The organism is Acidovorax sp. FW305-C-20-28 (assembly GCF_058783375.1).
Genome location: NZ_JBYSYM010000021.1, coordinates 86,289 through 105,727, shown reverse-complemented (window position 1 = coordinate 105,727; position 19,439 = coordinate 86,289). Strand labels below are relative to the sequence as shown.

Sequence of the window (19,439 nt, the reverse complement as noted above, 5' to 3'; positions counted from 1 at the left end):
GGCCCTGCCATGCCTGCGACACGCCCGTGGATGACGACCCCGGTGGCCCTGGCCGCTGCCACCCTGTGCCTGCCCGGTGCCTGGGCCCAGTGCGCGGGAGGGAGCGTGGCATCCGGCGCCGTGGCTGCGCAGATCGTGGCCCTGGCCGGCCAGGGCCAGACCTGGCCCGGGGGCGAGGGCCCCTGGTCGCCTGCCGTGCTGGCCCAGCAACTGGGCGCGGGTGCGGGCGTGCGCACGCTGGAGCTGTCCTCGGCCGCCCTGCTGCTGGCCGACCGCACGCAGATCCGCATGTCGGCCCATGCGCAATTGCGCCTTTGCGAGTCGCAGCCCGAGCGCAGCCTGCTGGAGCTGGCTGCCGGGCGTTTGTGGGCGCGCACCAAGAAGGCCCCGGCCGCGCTGCAGCTGCAGACCCCGGCGGCCCTGGCCGTGGTGCGTGGCACCGATTGGGATGTGGAGGTCGACGCGGCGGGCCGTACCACGCTCACCGTGCTGTCGGGCCAGGTCGACCTGTCCAATGCCTTCGGCCGGGTGGAACTGGGGCCTGCCGAGCAGGGTTATGCCGAGCCCGGCAAGGCCCCGGTCAAGCGCCTGCTGGTGCGCCCGCGCGAGCGCGTGCAATGGGTCATGGCCAACCCGGTGGATGCCATGCGCTGGGCGGAGCTGCAGGGCGATGCCGTGGCGCCGCCGCTGGCCGCCATCCGCGACGATTTGCGTGCGGGCCAATGGCCGCGTGCGCGCGAGCGGCTCCTGGCGTTGTCCGCCAGCGGCCAGGGCGGGGCCGTGGCGGAGTTGCTGCTGGCCGATCTGGAGGTGTTTGACGACCGCATGGATGCGGCCCAGCAGCGCCTGGCCACCGCCTGGCGGCGCACGCAGGACCCGCGCACGGCCGCGCGGCGTGCCGAGCTGCTGCTGGCGCTGGACCAGGGGGCACAGGCGCGGGCCTGGCTCGACGCCGCGCGAGCCCAGGCAACCGAGGCCACTGCGCTGCTGCTGGCCGATGCCGATTGGCACCGCCTGGAAGGCCGGGGCGAGGACGCCATCGCCCTGTACCGCCGTGCCGTGGACGGCGCCGAGGCGCGCCAGGAGCCTGCTGCCGACCGGGCCGCTGCCCAGTGGGGCCTGGGGCGTGCGCTGCGCGAGCGGGGCGATCTGCGCGGTGCGCGCGAGGCCCTGGCGCGTGCGGTGGCGTTGGCGCCGGGCCACCCGGCCTACCAGGGCGAGCAGGCCACGCTGGCCGCCGAGGCCCTGCGCCTGGGCGATGCCCGGGCGGGCTTCGACGCCGCGCTGGCCCAGGCCGGTGACGACTATGTGAGCCTGGCCGGTGCCGGCCTGCTGGCGCTGCAGCAGGGCGACCCCGGGGCAGCGCGCACCCAATTGCTCAAGGCCCTGGTGATCGAGCCGCGCTACGCGCGCGCCCAGGTCTGGCTGGCCGTCGCCGAATACCAACTGGGCGAGCGCGCCGCGGCACTCGATTCGCTGGCGCGCGCGCGCCTGGCCGACCCCAAGGATCCGCTGCCCTGGCAGATCGAGTCGGTGCTGCGCAATGACCAGGGCGAGCCGGTGGCCGCCATCGCCGCCGCGCGCGAGGCGCTCACCCGGCTGCCCTACCTCAAGTCGCTCGATCCGCTGACCAGCGACAGCCAGGGCTCGGCCAACCTGGGCAAGGCGCTCGGCGACTTCGGCCTGGAGCACTGGGCGCGTGCCTATGCCAGCGCGTCGTACTACCCGCTGTGGGCGGGCAGCCACTTTTTCATGGCCAACCGCTATGAAAGCGATTTCAGCCGGAGTTCCGAGCTCTTCCAAGGTTACATGAGCGATCCCGTGGCTTTTGGAACCAGCGAAAAGCAGGCACCGCTGATGCTGACACAGGGCCATGAGTGGCTCTGGATTGCCGGCGCCACGCGCGACCCGGAGCACAACATCTTCGCGGTCGACGTGGCGCACCACGGCTTTGCTGCCACGCCCCTGCCTTGGGCCTGGCAGGTGCGCGCCCATGGCGTGCAGATGTGGCCCAACCGGAACGATCCTCCCAGCTACCGCCTGTCCGCACCAGACCTGGACGTGGCACTGGGGATGCGCCCGACCGAGAGCCTGGGTTTGTTCATGCTGCATACGCAGGGGGAGTTGCGCTACAGCTTTCCCGGAGGGCTTGACTATGGCAATGGCTTTGTCGCCAATGGCCTCGCGCGCCAGCGCAGCGAGCGCACTGATCTGGGGGGCTCATGGCGCTGGTCGCCCGATGCGCAGACTTGGCTCAAGCTGCACCGGGCGCGTTTTGGCCAGGCCCAGGTGATCGACCAGGCCATGTGGGGGCCGCAGGATTCGCGCATTGCCGATGCCGATGATGGTGTGCTGTTGCGCCATACCCTGCAGTGGGGCACTCGTCGCCTGAGCCTGGGGCTGGAAAGCACGCGCTTTTTGGCCGGGTCGGGTTTGTCCGACCCGTTCATCACCTCGGACTCCCACTCCAAGGCGCACTTCCAGATGCCCTGGCTTGCAGGCCAATGGCAGGAGGGCGCGTGGACCTGGCACGCCGAGGCCTACTGGCCCCGCCTGGCCGTGAGCGTCCGTGATCGCTACTACGATTCCCTTACCGGTGAAGATTTGGAGGACCCCTTGGCCGATCGTGGCGGTCACCCGCGCCGCCCTTTGCCGCGCGTGGGCATGTCCTACCGCATGGGGCCGGGCCGTGCGCTGCACCTGGCCTACATCGAGAACCTGCGCTCTCCCAGCGCGCATACGCTGTCGCCTGTAGCGCTGGGGGCCATCGCCATCGACCACCACTACCAGTTGCCCGGTGCCTTTGGGCGCAAGCGCGCCGCGCAACTGGACTGGGAGTTCGATGCCCGCACCTTCGGATTTGCCAGCCTCTCCAGCCAGGACATCGTGAACGCCACGTTTGCCAATGGCAGCCTGGTGCTTCCGCCCCGGGACGGGGTGAACACGGACAATGTGGACGGCCTGGGGGCGCAGATCCAGACCGGCCAGGTCACGGTGGACCCGTACATGGAGAGCCCTCGATTCAGCGCGGGGCGTTTGCACCAGGCTGGATTGGCACTGAACCGGGTGCTGGGGCCGCAGTGGAGTGTGTCAGGCAGCTACACATGGGCCCAGTCACGCAACCTGGGCCGCCAGTTTGCGGGCAATGCGCTGCCGGGTTTTTCCCGGCACACCGCGGTGCTGACCAGCGTGTGGAAGCACGGGGGCCGGGATCTGTCCGCAGCCCACCTGGTCTATCGCGGTTCCCGCTTTTCCGATGAGGCCAATCGCGAGAACCTTTCGCCAGGCTGGCGCCTGGCGTTGGTGCACTCGCGCGATTCAACGGATCGGCGCTGGTCCTTCATCACCTCGGTACAGGCATCGCTCAACGGCGACACCCGACCCACGCTGTGGGCCCGGTTGCGCTACCGGGATTGACCCGGCTCAGCTGGCTGCCGCAGCCTCGGCCAGTGCCTGCAGTGCGGCCACCACATCGGCCTGCGCGACACCCTCCACCGAGGCCAGCCGCGGCGCCAGCGCCTGCAGGGCATCGCCGCCCTTCTGCAACTGGGCAATGGCCTGGCCCGCTTCCTTGGGCGCGTCGAAGCCCGTGCTCTGCAGCAGCAGGCGGCCGTCTGCGGCGACGAACTTGAAGTAGAACTTGCCATCGGCCTCGCGGTACTGCTTGAACGCGGGCAGGGCGGCCTTGGTGGCCTTGGCCGCCTTGGTGGCCGTGCCGGACTGCACCAGCGTGCGCAGACCCACGGCCGAGCGCAGCTCGCGGATGAAGGGCGTGGCCAGCGCGCGGGCGCGCTCGGCACCGGCCAGCAGCCTGGTTTCGATGCGGGCGGGGTTGTTGATCAGTTCGTCGTAGTGCGCGCGCATGGGCGCGACCACCTGGTCCACGCGTTCGAGCAGCAGCTGCTTGGCATCGCCCCAGGCAATGCCGTCGGCGTACTGCTGGCGCAGCGCGGCCGTCTCGGCCTCGGTGGCGAAGGCCTGGTAGATCTGGAACAGGGCCGAGCCTTCGACCTCCTTGGGCTCACCGGGCGCGCGCGAGTCGGTCAGGATGCCGCCGATGAGCTTCTTGAGCTGCTCGCGCGAGCTGAACAGCGGGATGGTGTTGTCGTAGCTCTTGCTCATCTTGCGGCCGTCAAGGCCTGGCAGGGTGGCCACGTGGTCGTCAATGGCGGCCTCGGGCAGCACGAAGTACTCGCCATACAGGTGGTTGAAGCTCGATGCCATGTCGCGCGCCATCTCGATGTGCTGGATCTGGTCGCGACCCACGGGCACCTTGTGCGCCTTGAACATCAGGATGTCGGCGCCCATGAGCACGGGGTACATGAACAGGCCGGCCGTCACGCCATCGTCGGCATCGCGTTCGGCCGCGGTGTTCTTGTCAACGCTGGCCTTGTAGGCATGGGCGCGGTTGAGCACGCCCTTGCCGGTCACGCAGGTCAGGAGCCAGGTGAGTTCGGGGATCTCGGGAATGTCGGACTGGCGGTAGAAGGTGACCTTCTCGGGGTCGAGGCCCGCGGCCAGCCAACTGGCCGCGATCTCCAGCGTGGAGCGCTGGATGCGCACCGGGTCTTCGCACTTGATGAGCGCGTGGTAGTCGGCCAGGAAATAGAAGCTCTGCACGCCGGGCGTGAGGCTGGCCGCCACCGAGGGGCGGATGGAACCCACGAAGTTGCCCAGGTGGGGCGTGCCCGTGGTAGTGATGCCGGTGAGAAAGCGCGTGGTGCTCATGGGAAAGACGGATTCAGCGAAAGGGAGGAAATCAGGGGGCTGGTCAGCGCAGCAAGGCCATCAGCGGCGTGAGCAGCAGGTTGATGGCGCTGTAGCCCAGCGACATCAGCGGGCGCAGCCAGATCGTGCCCACCACGCCGGCAATCACCAGGCCCATCACGATGAAGAAGCCAAAGGGCTCGATGCGCGAGACCAGGTGGGCCGCCTTCCAGGGCAGCAGGCCGACAAGGATGCGGCCGCCGTCGAGCGGCGGCAGCGGGAACAGGTTGAAGGCCCACATCACCAGATTGACCAGGATGCCGGCGCGCGCCATCTCGATGAAAAAGCGCTCGTCCACCCCCATGCCCACCAGCACCACCAGCAACACGGCCCAGAAGATGGCCTGGAAGAAGTTCGAAGCCGGGCCCGCAAGGGCCACCCAGATCATGTGCCGCTTGGGGTTGCGCAGGTTGCCGAAATTGACCGGCACCGGCTTGGCATAGCCGAACAGGAAGGCCCCCGAGGTGGCGAAGTACAGCAGCAGCGGCATCAGGATGGTGCCGATGGGGTCGATGTGCTTGATCGGGTTGAGGGTGATCCGGCCCATCATGTAGGCGGTGTTGTCGCCAAAATGGCGCGCCGCGTAGCCATGGGCCGCCTCGTGCACGGTGATCGCAAAGAGCACGGGCAAGGCATAGATCAGAACGGTTTGGATGAGATTGGAGGGGTCCACCCGGCCAATTGTCTCAGACACGCGACAACAACCCTTTGACACAGTCACTTTCCAGGATTGTTACGATGCTTCCGTTGTTTCAAATGGATACAGGCGTGGCAGACTCGGGCGAGGTTATGCCCGCGCTACATTGTTGAACGCAACGGTCGCCATACACATACAACACTGATATCGGAGATGAATTCCATGGGCCTGGATCGTTTGAAGATTGGAACGCGCCTCATTCTGGCGTTTGGTGCCATTGCCTTCCTGGTGGCGGTATTGATGGTGGTGGCCAGTTCGGGCATCGGCCAGGCCGACGACGCCTACCGCGCTGCGGTGGGCTCGGCGACCGGGCTCACCGCGGAGCAGCGCGCGCCCCTGGAGCAGGCCCTGCGGGCCGGCCATGGACACCTCGAGAGTGCGCGCCTGTGGGTGCTGCTGCTGGGGGCTGGTGTGTTCATCGTGTCGCTGGTGTCCTTCGTGCTGCTGCGCAGCGGCATCGTGCACCCGCTGAACCAGGCCATTCTGATCGCCGAGACGGTGGCGGCGGGCGACCTGAGCCAGGAGTTTTCGTCGGAACTCGAAGGCGACTTCGGGCGCCTGCTCACGGCGCTGGGCACCATGGAAGACACGCTGACCGAACTGGTCTCGGGCATCAAGCAGTCCACAGACTCGATCACCGAAGCCGCGGCCGACATCGATTCGGGCAATTCCGACCTGGCGCGCCGCACCGAAGACCAGGTCAGCTCCCTGGCCGATACGGCCGGCAGCATGGCCGATCTGACCTCCACCGTGCGCCAGAACGCCGAGCGCGCGCGCTCGGCCAGCAGCCTGGCCGTCAATGCCTCGCAGATCGCCGAGCGTGGCGGTGCCGTGGTGGGCGACGTGGTGCAGACCATGCAGGCGATCAGCGGCAGCTCGCGCAAGATCGTGGACATCATCCAGGTCATCGAAGGCATCGCCTTCCAGACCAACATCCTGGCGCTGAACGCGGCGGTGGAAGCGGCCCGTGCCGGTGAGCAGGGCCGGGGTTTCGCCGTGGTGGCCAGCGAGGTGCGCAACCTGGCCCAGCGCAGTGCCGTGGCGGCGCGCGAGATCAAGACCCTGATCAGCCAGTCGGTCGACCAGGTCGAGAGCGGTGCCGGCCATGTGGGCCGCGCCGGCAAGACCATGGAGGAAATCGTGGGGGCCGTGGGCCAGGTCACGGCGCTGCTGGGAGAGATCTCGGGGGCATTGCACGCGCAGAGCTCGGGCATCGAGCAGGTGAACGGCGCCGTGGCGCAGATGGACAGCGCCACGCAGCAGAACGCGGCCTTGGTGCAGCAGGCGGCCAGCGCCGCCTCGGCCCTGTCCTCGCGCGCCCAGGAACTGCAGCGCGCCGTCGGTGCCTTTAAGCTGGATTGACACCCCCTGAGTCGCTTCGCGCCTTCACCCCTCTCTCGACCCGCTGCGCGAGTCGGGAGGGGGACGCCCCCAGTGCGGCGGGGCGGCCCTTGCACGGGGGCACTGGTCTTGGCCGCGTCGGTTTCATGCGCCGCGAACAGTGGCACGTGATGAGAGCTTGAAACGCCCTTATATCCCCAGCGCCTGCAGGCTGCCGCGGCCTTCGCGCACCACTTCGGGGTCGCCGCCGGTGCCCATGGGCGTGAGGTCCACCACGGTGGTGGGCTCCAGCGGGCAGGCGCCTGCGTCGACGATGGCGTCCAGCAGCTTTTCGTAGCGCGCGCGGATCTCCTGCGGGTCGTTCAGGGGCTCGCTCTCTCCCGCGGGAATCAGCGTGGTGGCCAAGAGCGGCTCGCCATGCAACTCCAGCAGCATCTGCAGGCCCTTGCGGTCGGGCACGCGCAGGCCGATGGTCTTGCGCGAGGGGTGGCTCACGCGGCGCGGCACTTCCTTGGTCGCTTCGAGGATGAAGGTGTAGGGCCCGGGCGTGCCCAGCTTGAGCAGGCGGTACTGGCGGTTGTCCACGCGCGCGTAGTTGGCCAGCTCCGAGAGGTCGCGGCACAGCAGGGTCAGGTGGTGCTTTTCGTCCACCTGGCGGATGCGGCGCAGCCGGTCCACGGCGTCCTTGTCGTCCAGGTGGCAGACCAAGGCATAGCTCGAATCGGTGGGCACGGCGACGATGCCGCCTTTTTGCAGCAAGGTGGCGGCCTGCTTGAGCAGCCGGGGTTGGGGGTTGTCGGGGTGGACTTCGAAATACTGGGCCATGGTGCGGGCGGGGCGGGGCGGTTCAAGCGGCGGCCGGGCGGATGCGGTCGGCCAGCAGCTCCCACACCGGGGTCAGCGTGGCAGGCAGGGGGGGCAGGGTGCCCAGGTCGGTGTGCGATTCGTCGGGGCTGTGGAAATCGCTGCCGCGCGAGGCGGCCAGACCGAACTCTTGCGCCATGGCGGCATAGGTCAGGTACTCTGGCGGGCTGTGGCTGCCGGTCACGACCTCGACACCGCGCCCGCCATGGGCCTTGAATTCGGAGAACAGCGCGAACTCCTCATTGGCGCTGAACTTGTAACGCGCGGGGTGGGCGATCACCGCCATGCCGCCGGCTTCGGTGATCCAGCGCACGGCGTCGCCCAGGCGGGCCCAGCGGTGCGGCACGTAGCCGGGCTTGCCTTCGGTGAGGAAGCGGCGGAACACCTCGGAGGTGTCCTTGCAGACCCCCGATTCCACAAGGAAGCGCGCGAAGTGCGTGCGCGAGATCAGTGCCGGGTTGCCCACGAACTTCAGTGCGCCCTCGTAGGCGCCTTCGATGCCCACCTGGGCCAGCTGCTGCGCCATGTCCCGGGCCCGTTCGCCGCGCCCGCCGCGCGTGGCGACCAGGCCCTCGGCCAGTTGCGCGTCGTCGGGGTCGAAGCCCAGGCCCACGATGTGCACCGTGGTGTCGGCGAAGGTCACCGAGATCTCGACGCCCGTGAGGTAGGCCATGCCCTGTGCCCGGGCGGCAGCGGCGGCCCGGTGCTGGCCGCCAATTTCGTCGTGGTCGGTCAAGGCCCATAGCGCGACCCCGTTGGCCTTGGCGCGCGCTGCCAGTTCCTCGGGGGTCATGGTCCCGTCGGATACCACGGAATGGCAGTGCAGGTCGGCGTTGAGCAGGGTGGTCACCAGACCATTTTAGGGCTTGTACCGATAACGCGGTGTGTGGATTCCAGCAACACTGGTTACGAGGGCGTGGGCTCTGCTGCACTGCCCGGACGGGCATGGCAGCGGTGGACGTTTGGACGACGGTTTCCTGAGGCGAAAACTTACAAAGCGAAGGCAGACCCTGCCTTATGCAAAGCGCAAGAACCTGTTCTAAGGATCGACCATGAAATTCGACAACCTGCGCGTGGCCCACAAGATGTGGACCGTGATTCTGGGCCTGCTGGCACTGATGCTGGTGACCGCCATCTGGACCCAGTGGTATGGGCGGAAGGTGACGGCCGAGACCGAGGAGGCCGTGAGCCGGTACGAGGGGGCCATCACCACGGCGGTGAGCTGGCGCGGCCTGGCCGAAGTGGCCGTCACCATGTCCATGTCCAGCTTCGTGACCACCGACCAGGCGCTCAAGGCCGACTTCGACGCGCGCGTGGCAGCCCTCACGGCACGCATCACACCGGTGCAGGAAAAGATCGGCAAGACCTCGGTCTCGCCCGAGGACAAGGCCGCGCTGGCCAAGGTGGCCGCCACCCGCGCCGATATCCGCGGCCAGACCGACAAGCTCAAGGAATTGACCGATGCGGGCGATGCCGCTGCCAAGCAGGACTACCTGGCCAAGGTCTACCGCCCCAAGGCCGTGGCCTACCTGGAGTCCATCGACCAGTTTGTGGCCGCCCAGGAGCGCCAGCGTGACGCGGCGGTGCAGGCCGCCCACGACTCGCGCGCCAATCTGGTGGTGATCAGTGCCGTCGCCGCGGTTGCCGTGGTGGCGCTGGGCATGCTGCTGGCAGCCCTGCTGGTGCGCTCCATCACGCGCCCGCTGGACCGGGCTGTGTCGCTGGCCGAGGCCATTTCCGCTGGCGACCTCACGCAGAACATCCACGACGACCGCAAGGACGAGCTGGGCGTGCTGACGCGGGCGCTGTCCGGCATGTCCACCCGCCTGCGCAGCGTGGTGAGCGAGGTGCGCCACGGGGTGGACTCGGTGTCCTCGGCCTCGGTGGAGATCGCCAACGGCAACCACGACCTGTCGGCGCGCACGGAGCAGACGGCCTCCAACCTGGAAGAGACGGCGGCCAGCATGGAACAGCTGACGGCCACGGTATCGCAATCGGCCGACACGGCGCGCCAGGCCAACCAACTGGCGGGCACGGCAGCGCAGGCCGCGGCACGCGGCGGCGAGGTGGTGGGCCAGGTGGTCAGCAGCATGCAGCAGATCACCGACAGCTCGCGCAAGATCAGCGACATCATCGGCACCATCGACGGCATTGCCTTCCAGACCAACATCCTGGCGCTGAATGCGGCCGTGGAAGCGGCGCGTGCCGGTGAACAGGGCCGTGGTTTTGCCGTGGTGGCCAGCGAAGTGCGCAGCCTGGCGCAGCGTAGCGCCGAGGCGGCCAAGGAAATCAAGACCCTGATCAGCGCCAGCGTGGAGAACGTGGAATCGGGCTCGGCCCAGGTGGCGCAGGCCGGGCAGAGCATGGAAGAGATCGTCTCGAGCGTGCAGCGCGTGAGCGACCTGATCGGGGAGATCACGGCTTCGTCCACGGAGCAGCGCGATGGCATTGCCCAGGTCAACCAGGCGGTGACGCACCTCGATCAGATGACGCAGCAAAACGCGGCGCTGGTGGAGGAATCGACGGCAGCGGCGGCCTCGATGCGCGACCAGGCGCAAAAGCTGGCCGAGGTGGTGTCGATGTTCAACGTGGGTGCTGTGGCTGCGCGGGCGCCGGTTGCGCCACCACCACGGCCGGTGCCTGCGGTCGGCAAGCCTGTCGGTGCACGCCCCGCGGCTGTCGGCGCCTCGACCGCCGGCAAGGCTGCCAAGGCCTCCACGCCCCGCTTGGGCAGCGCCGCCAAGGCAGCGCCCGCAGCAACCGCCCCCGCGGCAGCGCCCAAGGCCGCCGCACCGCGCGCAGCGGCTGGTGGTGGGGATGACGACTGGGAAAGCTTCTGACAGACCGCGCCTTTCGCAGGCTGTTGGGTGGCAGTCCCAGGGTCTGAGCGGGGTCAAACCCGTGGCGAGGATCTTGCCGGCTCGCGTGAATGCGGGTTTTTCCCGGTGAAACGAAGCCGTCGGCGGCCCATTGGCTGGCGTAGGCTATGGCCTGTCTGGATGTAATGGAATGTTTCCGCTGGTGCCTGTGCGGAGCCGCCATGCACCACAGGTTCACAAGGAAAGAGCATGCAATTCGACAATATCCGCGTCTCCCGCAAGCTGTGGGGCGCATTCCTGGGGCTGATGATCGCGATGCTGCTGCTCTCCAGCTTCGCCCAGAACCGCGGCAACAATTCGATGGCGGCGGCGATGGACGACATCATCGAGATCGAGGGGCGCATCTCCTCGGCCGTGCGCTGGCGCGGCGCCACCGAGACCGCGGTCAACATGGTCATGGGCGGTGCGGTGACCACCGATGCCGTGCTGGCCGAGCAGTACGGTGCCAAGGTCAAGGAGATCATCGGCGCCATCAACAAGGTGCAGGAGAAGATCGTCGCATCGGCCACGGCGCCCGAGGAAAAGGCCGCGCTCGACAAGGTGCTCGATGCGCGCAAGGCCGTGCTGGCCGCCACCGCCAAGACCTGGGAGCTCAAGGGCGCGGGCGATGCCGTGGCCACCCAGCAGTTTGCGGACAGGGAGTTCGCACCCCTGGTCACGGTCTACCTCAAGGCCCAGGACGATTTCGTGGCGGTGCTGGAAAAGCGCCGCGATGCCATCCGCGCCGATGCCACGAGCCGCCGCATCCAGAACGCCATCTCGGGCATCGTCCTTTCCATGGTGCTGCTGGCGGTGGGCATCTTCCTGGCCTGGCGCCTGGTGCATTCGATCAGCGACCCGCTCAACCAGGCGGTGACCACCATCGACGCCATCGCTGCGGGCGACCTCACGCGCGAGCTGAGTTCCACCCGCAAAGACGAGTTCGGCCACATGCTGCGTTCGCTCTCGGCCATGTCGGCGCGCTTGCGCAGCGTGGTGAGCGAGGTGCGCCACGGGGTGGACTCGGTGTCCTCGGCCTCGGTGGAGATCGCCAACGGCAACCACGACCTGTCGGCGCGCACGGAGCAGACGGCCTCCAACCTGGAAGAGACGGCGGCCAGCATGGAACAGCTGACGGCCACGGTATCGCAATCGGCCGACACGGCGCGCCAGGCCAACCAACTGGCGGGCACGGCAGCGCAGGCCGCGGCACGCGGCGGCGAGGTGGTGGGCCAGGTGGTCAGCAGCATGCAGCAGATCACCGACAGCTCGCGCAAGATCAGCGACATCATCGGCACCATCGACGGCATTGCCTTCCAGACCAACATCCTGGCGCTGAATGCGGCCGTGGAAGCGGCGCGTGCCGGTGAACAGGGCCGTGGTTTTGCCGTGGTGGCCAGCGAAGTGCGCAGCCTGGCGCAGCGTAGCGCCGAGGCGGCCAAGGAAATCAAGACCCTGATCAGCGCCAGCGTGGAGAACGTGGAATCGGGCTCGGCCCAGGTGGCGCAGGCCGGGCAGAGCATGGAAGAGATCGTCTCGAGCGTGCAGCGCGTGAGCGACCTGATCGGGGAGATCACGGCTTCGTCCACGGAGCAGCGCGATGGCATTGCCCAGGTCAACCAGGCGGTGACGCACCTCGATCAGATGACGCAGCAAAACGCGGCGCTGGTGGAGGAATCGACGGCAGCGGCGGCCTCGATGCGCGACCAGGCGCAAAAGCTGGCCGAGGTGGTGTCGATGTTCAACGTGGGTGCTGTGGCTGCGCGGGCACCGGTGGCGCCACCACCACGCCCTGCTGCTGCAGCCGCCCGGCCGGTGGCGGCCCCTGCCCGCGCGGCCGTTGCCGGCAAAGCTTCCGCCCCGGCCGCGGCGCGGCTCACGGCATCCAGGCCGGCTGCGGCCCACAAGCCCGCGGCTGCCGGCCCGGCCCCTGCGCCGGCCCCGCGCGCAACGGCCAAGGGCGGCGACGACGACTGGGAAAGCTTCTGACCGGCTTGCCAAGCGTTTCTACCCAGACACCCCCGAGGGCAGCCCAGGCTGCCCTTTTTTCATGCAAGATGGGCGCCCTTCCATTGCCCCAAAGGTCTGCCATGCCCCTGGTCACCATCCGCCTTGCCAACCGCGACATCCCCACGACGTCGGCCCAGAAGGCTGCGCTCATTGCCGGCGCCACCCGCCTCATGCAGGAGGTGCTGGACAAGAAGCCCGAGACCGTGACCGTCATCATCGACGAGATCGACCCCGACAACTGGGGCGTGGGCGGCGAGCAGGTGACGGTGGTGCGCCAGCGCAGCAAGGGCCCCACCCAGGCCTGAGCCTGGGGCGGGCGGCGGCCTATTCCCGACCATATTCCTGACATATTTACTTACAGGTAGGATGCGCGCAACAAAGGCACACCCGTACGAAAGTCGGGGTCGCAAAGCTTCCGGTCTGAGACCTCGTGCGCGAGGGGGTATGGCAGCGGGGCCGCTGATTTCCGGATGACTTGCGTCCTCGGGTGACCTGCCGCCAGGCGAGGGCACCCCATCAGGGCGCGCCGCTGATCGCGCGCCCGCTTCTTCTTTTCCCCCTGCATTGACTGCCTTTGTGGCGCCCCTCCCGGGATGGACGGGGCTGGGCGCCCCTGTTCCAGTCCTCACGATGAATCCCAGGGAAAAGCAATGAAGTTGAACGATATCCGGGTGGCCACCAAGATGTGGGGCACGATCCTGGGCCTGTTGGTGTTGATGCTCGGCGTGTTTGTCTTCACCCAGTACCGCTCCAGCCTGGCCATGGAGCGGGCACTGGCCGATGTGCAGCGCTACGAGTCCAACATCACGGCGGCGGTGCGCTGGCAGGGCCTGACCGAGACCAATACCGAGCGCTCGCTGGCCAGCATGGCGAGCACCGACGAGGTGATCGAAAAGTTCTTTGCCAGCCGCCAGGATGCCGGCTCCGCCCTCATCAGCGAAGTCCAGTCCAGCGTGCGCGCCGGCGCCATCTCGGAGACCGACAAGGCCGCCCTGGCCAAGGTGGGCGAGGCCCGCGGTACCCTGCTCGACACCCTCAAGAAGCTCCCCGCGGTCAAGGCTTCGGCCGAGCCCGGTGCGCGCAAGGATTTTGCGCTCAAGGAATTCCTGCCGACCTCGGTGGCCTACGTCGATGCGCTCAAGGGCTTCGTCAAGGTACAGGAGGCCCAGCGCGACGCGGCCAAGATCGAGGCCGGAAATGCGCAGCGCAACGCCACGCTGCTGGGCCTGTCCAGCGCCGCCGTGGTGTTCGTGATCGGCATCCTGCTGGCGTCCCTGCTGGTGCGCTCGATCACGCGCCCGCTGGACCGCGCGGTGGCCGTGGCCGGCGCGATTGCGGGCGGTGACCTGACCCAGCAGGTTCATTCCTCGCGCAAGGACGAGTTCGGCCAACTGCTGCAGGCGCTGTCGCTGATGGTGGGCAAGCTGCATGGCGTGGTGACGGAGGTGCGCCGCGGCGTGGACTCGGTGTCCACGGCCTCGACCGAGATCGCCAATGGCAACCACGACCTGAGCAGCCGCACCGAGCAGACGGCCAGCAACCTGGAGGAGACGGCGGCCAGCATGGAGCAGCTGACGGCCACGGTGTCCCAGTCCTCGGACACGGCGCAGCAGGCGAATCAGCTCGCGGTGGGGGCCGCCCAGGCAGCCACGCATGGCGGCGAGGTGGTGGGCCAGGTCGTGGTCAGCATGCAGCAGATCAGCGACTCCTCCCGGCGCATCGCGGACATCATCGGCGTGATCGACGGCATTGCCTTCCAGACCAACATCCTGGCGCTCAATGCCGCCGTGGAAGCGGCCCGGGCCGGTGAGCAGGGGCGTGGTTTCGCCGTGGTGGCCGGCGAGGTGCGCAGCCTGGCGCAGCGCAGCGCCCAGGCGGCCAAGGAGATCAAGACCCTGATCAGCGCCTCGGTGGAAACCGTGGAAAAGGGCTCGGCCCAGGTGAGCCAGGCGGGCCAGGCCATGGGCGAGATCGTCGGCGGCGTGCGCCGCATGACCGACCTGATCGCAGAGATCGCGGCCTCGGCCAGCGAACAGCGCGACGGCATCGGGCAGGTGAACCAGGCCGTGACCAACCTGGACCAGATGACGCAGCAGAACGCCGCGCTGGTGGAAGAGTCGGCAGCCGCCGCTGCCGCTTTGCGCGACCAGGCCCAGCATTTGGCCGAGGTGGTCTCCATCTTCAACGTCGGCAGCGCAGCCATCGGCTACGCCAGTACACCTGCCGTGCCCCCGGCGATCAAGCCGCCAGCCGCCACCCCCACGCCGCCGAAGGCGGCGCTGGCCAAGGCAGCCGCGGTGCCGGCCCGAAAGGCTGCTGCGCCCCGTCTGGCCGACAAACCCGCCAGCGCACCGGACGATGACCAATGGACGAGCTTCTGATGAATGCTCCGAACGCGATCGCCACCCGCACGCCGCTGGCCGCTGCCGGCCAGTACCTGAGCTTTCGCCTGGGCGAAGAGAACTACGGCATCGACATCCTGAAGGTGCAGGAGATCCGCTCCTACGAGCCGCCCACGCGCATGCCCGACAGCGCAGGCTTTCTGCTCGGGGTGGTGAACCTGCGCGGCGTGGTCGTTCCCATCCTCGACCTGCGGGTGCGCCTGCATTGCGCCGACAGTGGGATCACCCCATCCACCGTGGTCATCGTGATCGACCTGGGGGCCCGCGTCGTGGGTGTGGTGGTGGATGCCGTCAGCGATGTGGTCACGCTGGAGGCCGGCATGGTGCACGCTGCGCCGGGGGTGTCGGGCGCGCCGGATGCGGCCTGCATCCGGGGCCTGGCACAGGTGGGCGAGCGCCTGCTGATCCTGCTCGACATCGAGGCCCTGCTGGGCGATGCGGCACCGGCCTTGGCCGGCGAAGGGCTGGTGGCGAGCGTCGGCTGAGCGCGCCGCGTCAGAGTTCCGCGCCTTCCACGAGGAACTGCACCCTGCGCTCGCCGCGCCACTCGTTGACATCGAGGCGGAAGGCCAGCAGCACTCGCGCCGGCAGCTGTTCGGTGTGGCCGAACCAGATCGCGTCGACGGGGTTGCCCTGGTGCATGAGCTTGAGCGACAGGTGGTTCTTGGCCTCGCCCACCAGGCGCTGGCTCAGCACCTGCACCTCTTCGCTGAAGGTCGGCGGCGCAAAGCCCTGACCCCAGACCTCGCGGTGCAGCGTGTCCACCAGGTCGGCGCGGCAGTACTCGGGCGCCAGCGGGCCATCGGTCTCGATGCGGCGCGTGAGCGTCGAGGCATCGAGCCATTCCTGCGCCACCTGGGCCAGGGCCTGCTCGAAGGTCTCGAAGGACTCTTCGGCCACGGTGCAGCCGGCCGCCATGGCATGGCCTCCGAACTTGAGCAGCACGCCCGGGTGGCGCTTGGCCACCAGGTCGAGCGCATCGCGCAGGTGAAAGCCCGGGATGGAGCGGCCCGAGCCCTTGAGCTCGTGCTCCTTGCCCGGTGCGCTGCTGGCCGCGAACACGAAGGTCGGGCGGTGCAGCTTGTCCTTGATGCGCGAGGCCACGATGCCGACCACGCCTTCGTGGAAGTCGGGGTCGAAGACGCTGATCGCGGGCGGCGGGTCTTCGCTCTCGTCGAACAGGTTCTCGGCCATCAGCATGGCCTGCTCGCGCATGCCGCCTTCGATCTCGCGGCGCTCGCGGTTGATGGCATCGAGCTGGCCGGCCAGGTGGCTGGCCCGGCCCGCGTCGTCGGTGAGCAGGCACTCGATGCCCAGCGTCATGTCGGCCAGCCGGCCAGCGGCATTGATGCGCGGGCCCAGCGCAAAGCCGAAGTCGAAGGTGGTGGCCGCCGGCGCCTTGCGGCCCGCGGCCGTGAACAGCGCGGCCACCCCGGCCGGCATGGCGCCTGCGCGGATGCGCCGCAGCCCCTGGGCCACCAGGCGGCGGTTGTTGGCGTCCAGGCGCACCACGTCGGCCACGGTGCCCAGGGCCACCAGGGTGAGCAGCGGGTCGAGCTTGGGCTGGCTGGCGGTATCGAATAGTCCCCGGCGGCGCAGCTCGGAGCGCAGTTCCATGAGCACATAGAACATCACCCCCACGCCGGCCAGGGCCTTGCTCTCGAAGCTGCAGCCGGGCTGGTTGGGGTTGACCATGGCATCGGCCGCGGGCAGCTCGGGGCCGGGCAGGTGGTGGTCGGTGACCAGCACCTTGAGTCCCTGGGCCCGGGCTTCGGCCACGCCCTCGACGCTGGCGATGCCATTGTCCACGGTGATCAGCATGTCGGCACCGCGCTCCTTCACACGGCGTGCGATCGGCGGGGTCAGGCCATAGCCATCGGTCACGCGGTCGGGCACCAGGTAGTCCACGTGCTTTGCGCCCAGCAGGCGCAGGCCGCGCACGGCCACGGCGCAGGCCGTGGCGCCATCGCAGTCGTAGTCGGCCACCACGCACAGGCGCAGGTCCTGCGCGATGGCATCGGCGAGCAGGGTGGCGGCATCGCTGATGCCCTTGAGCCCGGCGGGCGGCAGCAGGCGGGCCAGCCCGTCGTCCAGCTCGTCCTTGTCGCGCACGCCGCGCGCGGCATACAGGCGCGCAAGCAGGGGGTGTACACCCGCCTGCTCCAGCGCCCAGGCGGCGCGCGGGGGAATGTCTCTTGCCGTGATTTTCATAGTTGGCTTGCCACCTGCGCGAAGCGGAGGGGCTGGAAATGGGCCTTGATGCGCTGCACCAGGCCGCGCGGGGCGGTGTGGAAGGCCAGGGCGGCACGTTCGCCGCACAGCGTGAGGCGCACGGGGCGGCCCTGCTCGGCCTGGCGCAGCAGATCGGCCACGGGGCCCGCGTCCAGTGCCGTACAGGCGGTGGCCCAGGCGCGCCAGTCTTCGCGCAGGGCCGCATCGCGCAGGTCCGGGGGTACCGACGGCGCCGAGGCGTGCCCGGTGGCCGTGGCGGGCAGGCCGCCCGCGCCATGCACCCAGAAGGAGTTGACGGCCGGCAGGCCACGCTCGGCCCGCGCGTCATTGAAGGCGTGGGTGTACAGCAGCATTTGCATCTCGCTGTGCAGGCGGTGCAGGGTGCGGGCCCGGGCCGCATCGGGCATCCAGGCGCGCACGTCGCGCAGCAGCACGCGGTCGAGCGAGGCCGTGGCCAGGTCGGCGAACAGGGGGCTTTCGGCCAGCCAGCGCGTGGGCTGCTCGTAGTGCAGGTGGATGCCGTCTTCGGCAAACCAGGGTGAGACGATGGCCAGCAGGGCGCGCGAGGAGGCTTCGTCCAGGCCCAGGGCCTCGGGGTCGCGCAGGGTCACGTGGTCGGTGCTCACCTGCCACTGGCAGGGCGCCACGAAGGCCCAGGCCTGGCCTTCGGTGGGCTGGCCCTGCTGCTGGCGATGCCAGGCGGCCCAGGGCGTGCGGCCGTCTTCGGCCGGCAGGCCCAGGGCCTGGGCCAGGGCGCGTTCATGGGGGGCCGAGAAACTGGTTTCCTCGGCCGTGCTGGAGCGGGCCGGGTCGGCAGTGAGCCGCGCCAGCAGGCGGTCCAGGTGGGGCAGGGCGAGCGTAGCCAGGGTTTGCTGGCACCCCTCGGAGGCGCCGGCAGCGTAGGGGATGAGCAAATGGGGGATGTCCGACATCCCCCTATTGTCCGGGATGCCACAATCGCTCCCGCCGTGTTCGGCCATTTCCTGTGGCCCCGGCGTTTCTCCACCATGCAACTTCCCTACGAACTGGCCTTGGGCCTGCGTTACACCCGCTCGGGCCGGGCTGCGCGGCGCAACGGCTTCATTTCCTTCATCTCCGGCGCGTCCATGCTGGGCATCGCGCTGGGCGTGGCGGCGCTGATCGTGGTGCTCAGCGTCATGAACGGCTTCCAGAAGGAGGTGCGCGAGCGCATGCTGGGCGTGGTCGCCCATATCGAGGTCTTCGCGCCGCAGGGCGCGGCCATGCAGGATGCGGCGCGCACCATTGCCGAGGTGCGGCAGAACCCGGCCGTCACCGGTGCCGCCCCCTACGTGGCGGCCCAGGCCCTGATCGCCCATGGCGACGACATGAAAGGGGCCCTGGTGCGCGGCATCGACCCGGCGCTGGAAGGCGCGGTGACCTCGCTGGCCGCCTCGAATGCCGAGGTGCTGGCCACGCTGGTGCCCGGGCAGTTCCGCGTGGTGCTGGGTAGCGAGCTGGCTAAATCGCTCGGGGTGAAGGCGGGTGACGCCGCGACCCTGGTGGTGCCGGCCGGCCAGGGGGGCAGCCAGGGCGGCCCGCGCTACCAGCCGCTCACCGTGGCCGGCACGGTGGACTCGGGCCACTTCCAGTACGACTCCACCCTGGTCTGGATGCACCAGGACGATGCCATGGCCACCTTCGGCCTGCGCGGGCCCACGGGCATTGGCCTCAAGCTGCAGGACCTGGAGCAGGCCAATGCCGTGGCCTACCAGCTCGCGCGCACCGTGAGCGGCGACCTGCTGCTGCGCGACTGGACCCAGCAGAACCGCACCTGGTTCGAGGCCGTGCGCCTGCAAAAGCGCATGATGTTCATCATCCTGGCCCTCATCGTCGCCGTGGCGGCCTTCAATCTGGTGTCGACCCTGGTGATGACGGTCAACGACAAGCGCGCGGACATCGCCATCCTGCGCACCCTGGGCGCCAGCCCCAAGAGCATCATGGGCGTGTTCGTGGTGCAGGGCGCCATGGTGGGGGTGATCGGCACGCTCGCCGGCCTGGTGCTGGGCCTGGGTATTGCGCTCAACATCGATGTCATCGTGCCGGCCATCGAGAAGGCGCTGGGCGCCTCCTTCCTGCCCAAGGACATCTACCTCATCGACCGCATGCCCAGCGAGCCGCAGAGTACCGACATCGTGCCCATCGCCCTGATCTCGCTGGCGCTGGCCTTTGTCGCCACCCTGTACCCGAGCTGGCGCGCCAGCCGCGTGAATCCGGCGGAAGCCCTGCGCTACGAATGACGGCGGCCTG

14 protein-coding genes and 1 riboswitch are annotated in these 19,439 nt (G+C 68.9%); of the genes, 8 read left to right on the top strand and 6 right to left on the bottom strand.

The annotated features are described in order from the left end of the window. The first annotated feature begins 9 nt into the window (after positions 1 to 9). Positions 10 to 3,417, top strand: coding sequence for a FecR domain-containing protein (locus AC3WOH_RS22665; RefSeq protein ID WP_492231581.1), 3,408 nt, complete (start codon positions 10 to 12; stop codon positions 3,415 to 3,417). A 6-nt stretch (positions 3,418 to 3,423) separates the two neighbouring features. On the opposite strand, the gene AC3WOH_RS22660 is transcribed toward AC3WOH_RS22665, so the two are convergent. Both AC3WOH_RS22660 and AC3WOH_RS22655 read right to left on the bottom strand, forming a co-directional pair. Further along, positions 3,424 to 4,728 (bottom strand): tryptophan--tRNA ligase, encoded by a 1,305-nt coding sequence (locus AC3WOH_RS22660; RefSeq protein WP_492231580.1) that lies wholly within the window; start codon positions 4,726 to 4,728, stop codon positions 3,424 to 3,426. A 43-nt stretch (positions 4,729 to 4,771) separates the two neighbouring features. Then, a complete protein-coding gene (locus AC3WOH_RS22655) occupies positions 4,772 to 5,440 on the bottom strand; it encodes a site-2 protease family protein (RefSeq protein ID WP_492231579.1) in 669 nt (222 codons plus the stop codon). Positions 5,441 to 5,626: 186 nt separating this feature from the next. Here AC3WOH_RS22655 and AC3WOH_RS22650 point away from each other — a divergent pair, with 186 nt between their 5' ends. Then, entirely contained in the window at positions 5,627 to 6,826 is a 1,200-nt protein-coding gene (locus tag AC3WOH_RS22650) for a methyl-accepting chemotaxis protein (protein WP_492231578.1), read from the top strand. A 168-nt stretch (positions 6,827 to 6,994) separates the two neighbouring features. Here AC3WOH_RS22650 and AC3WOH_RS22645 read toward each other — a convergent pair whose 3' ends face one another. Both AC3WOH_RS22645 and AC3WOH_RS22640 read right to left on the bottom strand, forming a co-directional pair. Further along, a complete protein-coding gene (locus AC3WOH_RS22645) occupies positions 6,995 to 7,630 on the bottom strand; it encodes an L-threonylcarbamoyladenylate synthase (protein WP_492231577.1) in 636 nt (211 codons plus the stop codon). 22 nt (positions 7,631 to 7,652) lie between these two features. Next, on the bottom strand, positions 7,653 to 8,519 hold the full coding sequence (locus AC3WOH_RS22640) for a 3',5'-nucleoside bisphosphate phosphatase (RefSeq protein WP_492231576.1): 867 nt from the start codon (positions 8,517 to 8,519) through the stop codon (positions 7,653 to 7,655). 202 nt (positions 8,520 to 8,721) lie between these two features. Here AC3WOH_RS22640 and AC3WOH_RS22635 point away from each other — a divergent pair, with 202 nt between their 5' ends. The 5 genes from AC3WOH_RS22635 (at position 8,722) to AC3WOH_RS22615 (ending at position 15,424) form a co-directional block, all read left to right on the top strand. Next, complete coding sequence (locus AC3WOH_RS22635; protein ID WP_492231575.1) at positions 8,722 to 10,509, top strand: methyl-accepting chemotaxis protein; 1,788 nt, start codon at positions 8,722 to 8,724, stop codon at positions 10,507 to 10,509. A 228-nt stretch (positions 10,510 to 10,737) separates the two neighbouring features. Beyond that, a complete protein-coding gene (locus AC3WOH_RS22630; protein ID WP_492231574.1) occupies positions 10,738 to 12,516 on the top strand; it encodes a methyl-accepting chemotaxis protein in 1,779 nt (592 codons plus the stop codon). A gap of 101 nt (positions 12,517 to 12,617) precedes the next feature. Further along, positions 12,618 to 12,842, top strand: coding sequence for a tautomerase family protein (locus tag AC3WOH_RS22625; RefSeq protein WP_492231573.1), 225 nt, complete (start codon positions 12,618 to 12,620; stop codon positions 12,840 to 12,842). Positions 12,843 to 12,907: 65 nt separating this feature from the next. Further along, a riboswitch (cyclic di-GMP riboswitch) is annotated at positions 12,908 to 13,001 on the top strand. A 186-nt stretch (positions 13,002 to 13,187) separates the two neighbouring features. Beyond that, positions 13,188 to 14,918, top strand: coding sequence for a methyl-accepting chemotaxis protein (locus AC3WOH_RS22620; protein WP_492231572.1), 1,731 nt, complete (start codon positions 13,188 to 13,190; stop codon positions 14,916 to 14,918). Beyond that, positions 14,918 to 15,424, top strand: a complete 507-nt coding sequence (locus AC3WOH_RS22615) for a chemotaxis protein CheW (RefSeq protein ID WP_492231571.1) — start codon at positions 14,918 to 14,920, stop codon at positions 15,422 to 15,424. The genes AC3WOH_RS22620 and AC3WOH_RS22615 overlap by 1 nt, the downstream gene beginning before the upstream one ends. Before the next feature lie 10 nt (positions 15,425 to 15,434). Here the strand turns inward: AC3WOH_RS22615 and recJ are convergent, their stop codons facing one another. Continuing rightward, a complete protein-coding gene (recJ, locus tag AC3WOH_RS22610; RefSeq protein ID WP_492231570.1) occupies positions 15,435 to 17,150 on the bottom strand; it encodes a single-stranded-DNA-specific exonuclease RecJ in 1,716 nt (571 codons plus the stop codon). Further along, entirely contained in the window at positions 17,147 to 18,103 is a 957-nt protein-coding gene (locus AC3WOH_RS22605; protein ID WP_492231569.1) for a phosphoglycerate mutase, read from the bottom strand. The genes recJ and AC3WOH_RS22605 overlap by 4 nt, the downstream gene beginning before the upstream one ends. 75 nt (positions 18,104 to 18,178) lie before the next feature. On the opposite strand from AC3WOH_RS22605, the gene AC3WOH_RS22600 reads away from it, so the two are divergent. Beyond that, a complete protein-coding gene (locus AC3WOH_RS22600) occupies positions 18,179 to 19,429 on the top strand; it encodes a lipoprotein-releasing ABC transporter permease subunit (protein ID WP_492231568.1) in 1,251 nt (416 codons plus the stop codon). Positions 19,430 to 19,439: the final 10 nt, after the last annotated feature.

Bases quoted from the DNA above. Each gene is read 5' to 3' on its own strand.
- AC3WOH_RS22660 (WP_492231580.1), bottom strand. From the start codon at position 4,728: ATGAGCACCACGCGCTTTCTCACCGGCATCACTACCACGGGCACGCCC.
- AC3WOH_RS22625 (WP_492231573.1), top strand. From the start codon at position 12,618: ATGCCCCTGGTCACCATCCGCCTTGCCAACCGCGACATCCCCACGACG.
- AC3WOH_RS22605 (WP_492231569.1), bottom strand. From the start codon at position 18,103: ATGTCGGACATCCCCCATTTGCTCATCCCCTACGCTGCCGGCGCCTCC.
- AC3WOH_RS22635 (WP_492231575.1), top strand. From the start codon at position 8,722: ATGAAATTCGACAACCTGCGCGTGGCCCACAAGATGTGGACCGTGATT.
- AC3WOH_RS22615 (WP_492231571.1), top strand. From the start codon at position 14,918: ATGAATGCTCCGAACGCGATCGCCACCCGCACGCCGCTGGCCGCTGCC.
- AC3WOH_RS22665 (WP_492231581.1), top strand. From the start codon at position 10: ATGCCTGCGACACGCCCGTGGATGACGACCCCGGTGGCCCTGGCCGCT.
- recJ (WP_492231570.1), bottom strand. From the start codon at position 17,150: ATGAAAATCACGGCAAGAGACATTCCCCCGCGCGCCGCCTGGGCGCTG.
- AC3WOH_RS22630 (WP_492231574.1), top strand. From the start codon at position 10,738: ATGCAATTCGACAATATCCGCGTCTCCCGCAAGCTGTGGGGCGCATTC.
- AC3WOH_RS22645 (WP_492231577.1), bottom strand. From the start codon at position 7,630: ATGGCCCAGTATTTCGAAGTCCACCCCGACAACCCCCAACCCCGGCTG.
- AC3WOH_RS22620 (WP_492231572.1), top strand. From the start codon at position 13,188: ATGAAGTTGAACGATATCCGGGTGGCCACCAAGATGTGGGGCACGATC.
- AC3WOH_RS22650 (WP_492231578.1), top strand. From the start codon at position 5,627: ATGGGCCTGGATCGTTTGAAGATTGGAACGCGCCTCATTCTGGCGTTT.
- AC3WOH_RS22600 (WP_492231568.1), top strand. From the start codon at position 18,179: ATGCAACTTCCCTACGAACTGGCCTTGGGCCTGCGTTACACCCGCTCG.